The sequence below is a fragment of the Pseudonocardia lacus genome (assembly GCF_018531445.1).
GTDB classification, from domain to species: domain Bacteria; phylum Actinomycetota; class Actinomycetes; order Mycobacteriales; family Pseudonocardiaceae; genus Pseudonocardia; species Pseudonocardia lacus.
On sequence record NZ_JAHDTH010000375.1, the window covers coordinates 1 to 3,710 of the forward strand.

General features: G+C 77.8%; 3 protein-coding genes and 1 pseudogene. 3 read left to right on the top strand and 1 reads right to left on the bottom strand.

Features of this window, described 5'->3' with window-relative positions; all coding sequences use genetic code 11:
• The 3 genes and pseudogenes from KIK08_RS37985 to KIK08_RS37995 all read left to right on the top strand — a co-directional run.
• Positions 1-657 (top strand): annotated as a pseudogene (locus KIK08_RS37985) (hypothetical protein); the annotation flags it as partial.
• Positions 658-683: 26 nt separating this feature from the next.
• Positions 684-2,000, top strand: a complete 1,317-nt coding sequence (locus KIK08_RS37990; protein WP_214408151.1) for a hypothetical protein — start codon at positions 684-686, stop codon at positions 1,998-2,000.
• A complete protein-coding gene (locus tag KIK08_RS37995; RefSeq protein WP_214408152.1) occupies positions 2,000-3,001 on the top strand; it encodes a hypothetical protein in 1,002 nt (333 codons plus the stop codon). Before KIK08_RS37990 ends, KIK08_RS37995 begins: the two co-directional genes overlap by 1 nt.
• A gap of 73 nt (positions 3,002-3,074) precedes the next feature.
• On the opposite strand, the gene KIK08_RS38000 is transcribed toward KIK08_RS37995, so the two are convergent.
• Entirely contained in the window at positions 3,075-3,542 is a 468-nt protein-coding gene (locus tag KIK08_RS38000; protein ID WP_214408153.1) for an HIT family protein, read from the bottom strand.
• Positions 3,543-3,710 lie beyond the last annotated feature (168 nt).

Sequence of the window (3,710 nt, forward strand, 5' to 3'; positions counted from 1 at the left end):
CCTCGTCGTCGGGTCGGCCGGGCGGCGGTGGCGGCCGTCGTGGTCGCGTTGCTCGTCGGGACCGGCGGGTACGTGCTGCTGCGGCCGGGGCCGACGGAACCGCGGCCCGCCGCGGACGCCGTCGCGGCACCCGCGGCGACGCCGTCCCCGTCGCCCACCCCGACCCCGGCCCAGCCGGCCGATCCGCTGTCGGCCTTCGCCGATCCCGCCCTGCGCGCGCTGGCCGAGCCCTACCTGGGCGGTCCGGGCGCCACCTGCACCAGCCGGCCGGCCGGCGTCACCATCGCCGAGTCGGTGACGTGCGACTTCGGCAACGGCCGGGTGGGGTTGTTCTCCCGGTTCCTCAACGCCGACCTGATGCGGACCGTCCGCGAGGGCATCGTGGACGGCGTCGTCGCCCCGCTCGGGACCGTGCGCTCCCTGCGGTGGCGGTTCGTCGACCGGGCCGTCGGCACCCGGGTGGGCATCCCGCCCGGGAGCGACCGGCCCGGCGAGGGCACCCGGGTGCGCTACCTCGACGAGGACGGGCTGCCGCTGCTGTGGTTCGACCAGGACGCCACGGCCTGCGTCGGGCTGCTCGGCCTCGACGTCCCCAGCGGCGACCCCGAGGCCGACCTGGATGCGCTGCGGTCCGCCTGGGCCGACCCGCGCCGATGACGGCGCCGCCCGGCGGGAGGCCCGCGGTGGGCCCCGCCGACCCCGCCCTCCTGCAGGGCCTCGACCAGGTCGTCGCCCGGTACGGGCCGGGGGCGCTGCACGACCCGGTGGCGCTGCGCGCGGCGCTGCGGTCGGTCGACGGGATCACCGCCGACGACGTCGAGCTGCTGACCGCGGTGGCCGGCTGCGGCGTGGTCCGCGACCTGCGGGCGGTCGACCCGACCGGTCCGGTGCTCGACGCCGTGATCGACACCGCGACCCGCACCGTGTGCGCCGGAGCCGGTCCGGCGAGCGACCTGACCGCCGAGAGGGTCCGCGGGGCGGTGGCGGCCTTCGCGGCGGTCGACGGGTCCGGGTTCCGGGTCCGCTGGGACGGCGCCGGCGCCCGCCCCCGCAGGCGACGGCGGGTCGCGCTCCTCGCGGTTGCCGTGCTGGTCGCCTGCGGGACGGCCGCGCTCGGTGCGGTCCTGCTGCTCGGCGCCGCACCCGTGCCCGCCACACCGGACCGGTTCGCCGTCGACCAGGTGGCCCTGCGGTACCGGGCACTGGGCGCGACGCTGCTCGACGGCGCCGCATCCTGCGCCCGCGGCGCGCCGCAGCCCGGCCGGACCGAGGTGGTCAGCTGCGCGTTCGATCGCTGGACGATGACCCTGACCAGCTACGACACCGCCAGCCGGCTGGTCGAGGAGCGCGACCGCTCGCTGGCCGAGGCCCCGGAGCCGCTGCGCAGCGCCCGCTCCGTGGAGGCCGACGGAGCCTTCGCCATGGCCGAGACCGGCACCGGGTCCACCGTCTACTGGGACACCACCCTGCCCCGCCCGGTCAGCGCCCGCATCGCCACCGAGCAGCTCGGCCTGCTCGACCTGGTGGCCCGCTACGACGACCGGGGCGCGGCCACCGCGACGCGGCCCGAGCCACCCGGCCCGGAGTTCGCCTCCGGCGAGCTGTGGCGGTTCACCGCCGAGTCGGTGGGGATCGACGGCGCCCGGTGCGCCCCGGTGCCGGCGGGCGACCCGGCCCGGGCCGGCGCGGTGGACGCCGTGCGCTGCACGCTCCCCAACGGCGTCACCGCCGAGCTCGTCCAGCTGGCGACCTACGACCGGCTCATCGGCAGGCGCACGGCCGCCGGGTCCGATGCCGGCAAGGTGCCGGGGACCCTGCGCGGGGTCGGCACGTGGGGGTTCGAGGAGGGCACGGCCGGCCGCGGCCAGTTCGCGGAGTACGTCCCGGTGGCCGGGGGCGACGCCCACATCTACTGGGACGACGAGAGCACCCGCTGCGTCGCGTTGATCTCCCACCCCGACCTCACCCAGGACCAGCTCCTGGACTTCTGGCGGGAGTGATGGCCTCGCCCGAGCCGCCGCCCCGGATCCGGTGGGACGCCGGGCGGACCGGCCGGGCTCCCGAGCGGCGCCGGATCGTGGGGATCGCCCTGTTCGCCGGGGTGCTCGCGCTCGTCGCCTGCCTCGTCGCGGTGCTTCCCCGCTTCGCGACGGCGCCGACCCCGCCGCCTGTCGACCCGTACGCCGTCGACGAGGTCGCCCAGCGCTACCGCGCGCTCGGCGCGACCCTGCTCGCCGGGGTCCTCACCTGCGCCCCCCACGTCCCGCAGCCCGGTCAGGCCGAGGCCGTCGGCTGCTCGTTCGGCGCGTGGACGCTGCTGCTGGTGAGCCACGCCGACCGCGCCGCGCTCGACGCGCACCGGGCCACCAGCAGCACCCGCGGCCCCGCCACCACGCGCTGGGCCACGACCGGCGAGCCGGACTCGGTGTCCGTGCTGTCCGAGACGGCGACCGGCGCGGCCACCGTGTACTGGGACAGCACCACCCCGCGGCCGGTCAGCGCGACCGCGACGGCCGCGGCGCTCCCGCTGCCCGACCTGCTCGCCGCCGTCGACGCCCGCGGCGTCCCGCGGGCCCTGCCGGAGCTGCCCGGTCCGGCGTTCCGGTCCGGCACCCTCTGGGCGCTGGCCGAGCCCCACACCGACGGCCGGTCCTGCCGAGCGCGGCCGGCGGCCGAGCAGCTGGCCTCCTCGGCGGAGGAGGTGCGGTGCGGCCTGGCCGACGGCGTCGAGGCGCTGTTCGTCCGGGACCGCAACGCCGCGACGTTCGAGAAGACCCGGGCGGCGTTCCGGTCCGGGACCACGGCCGTCCCGGGCTCGCTCCGGTCCGGTGAGTGGCGCCCGCCCGGCGGCACCGGACCCGCCGGGCTGCTGCTGAGCTACCGCTACGCCCCCGACGACGTCCCCCAGCTCTACGCCGACCACCCGGAGACGTCGAGCTGGGTGCTGCTGCGGGGCACCGGCACCCCGGAACGGCTCCGCGAGTTCTGGGAGTCCCCGTGACGCCCAGGGTCCCGGGTGCGCGGTCGGCGGGCGGGAACGACCGCGCCAGGATCTGTGGCCGCACCCCGCCTCCTCACCCCGGGGCCAGCAGCTGCGTCGCGATCGCCGCCCGCAGCGCGGCGTGCCGCGGCCCCAGCCGGGTGCTCGGATCCCGCCACTTCCCGGCGGGGTACAGCCAGACCGGCCGGCCGACGAGCTCGGCGTCCTCCCAGCCGTAGCGCGGCCAGACGTGCGCGTGCAGGTAGGGGTCGGCGTTGCCGAGGATCTCGAGGTTCACGCGGCGGAACGCCGGGTCCGACGCGCGACAGGCCCGCTCCACCGCCTCACCGAGGTCGGCCATGCTGTGCAGGAAGTCCGATCGCTCGGCGCGGGAGAGCTCCGACAGGCGCTCGACGCCCGGCTGGTCCGTCAGGAGCAGGCAGTACCCGGGCAGCCACTGCGGGTCCCCCGTGACGGCGAACCCGCCGGGCATCCGGGCGAGGACGGTGGGGTTCTCGCCCCGCAACGCCGATCCGATGCGGTCGTCCCGCCAGTCGGCCACCGCACGGACCGTACCGGGGGTGCGGTCCGGTGCGCTGGTGGCGCGCCCCGGTAGGCCGCCGGCGAGGTGCCCGCCGCTGTGGCGGGTCCTTTTCCGGCGGCCCCCGGCCCGAACCGGACGTGCGGGTTTCCTCGCATCCGGCTCTCTGGTGATTACTGCGTGGGTGTT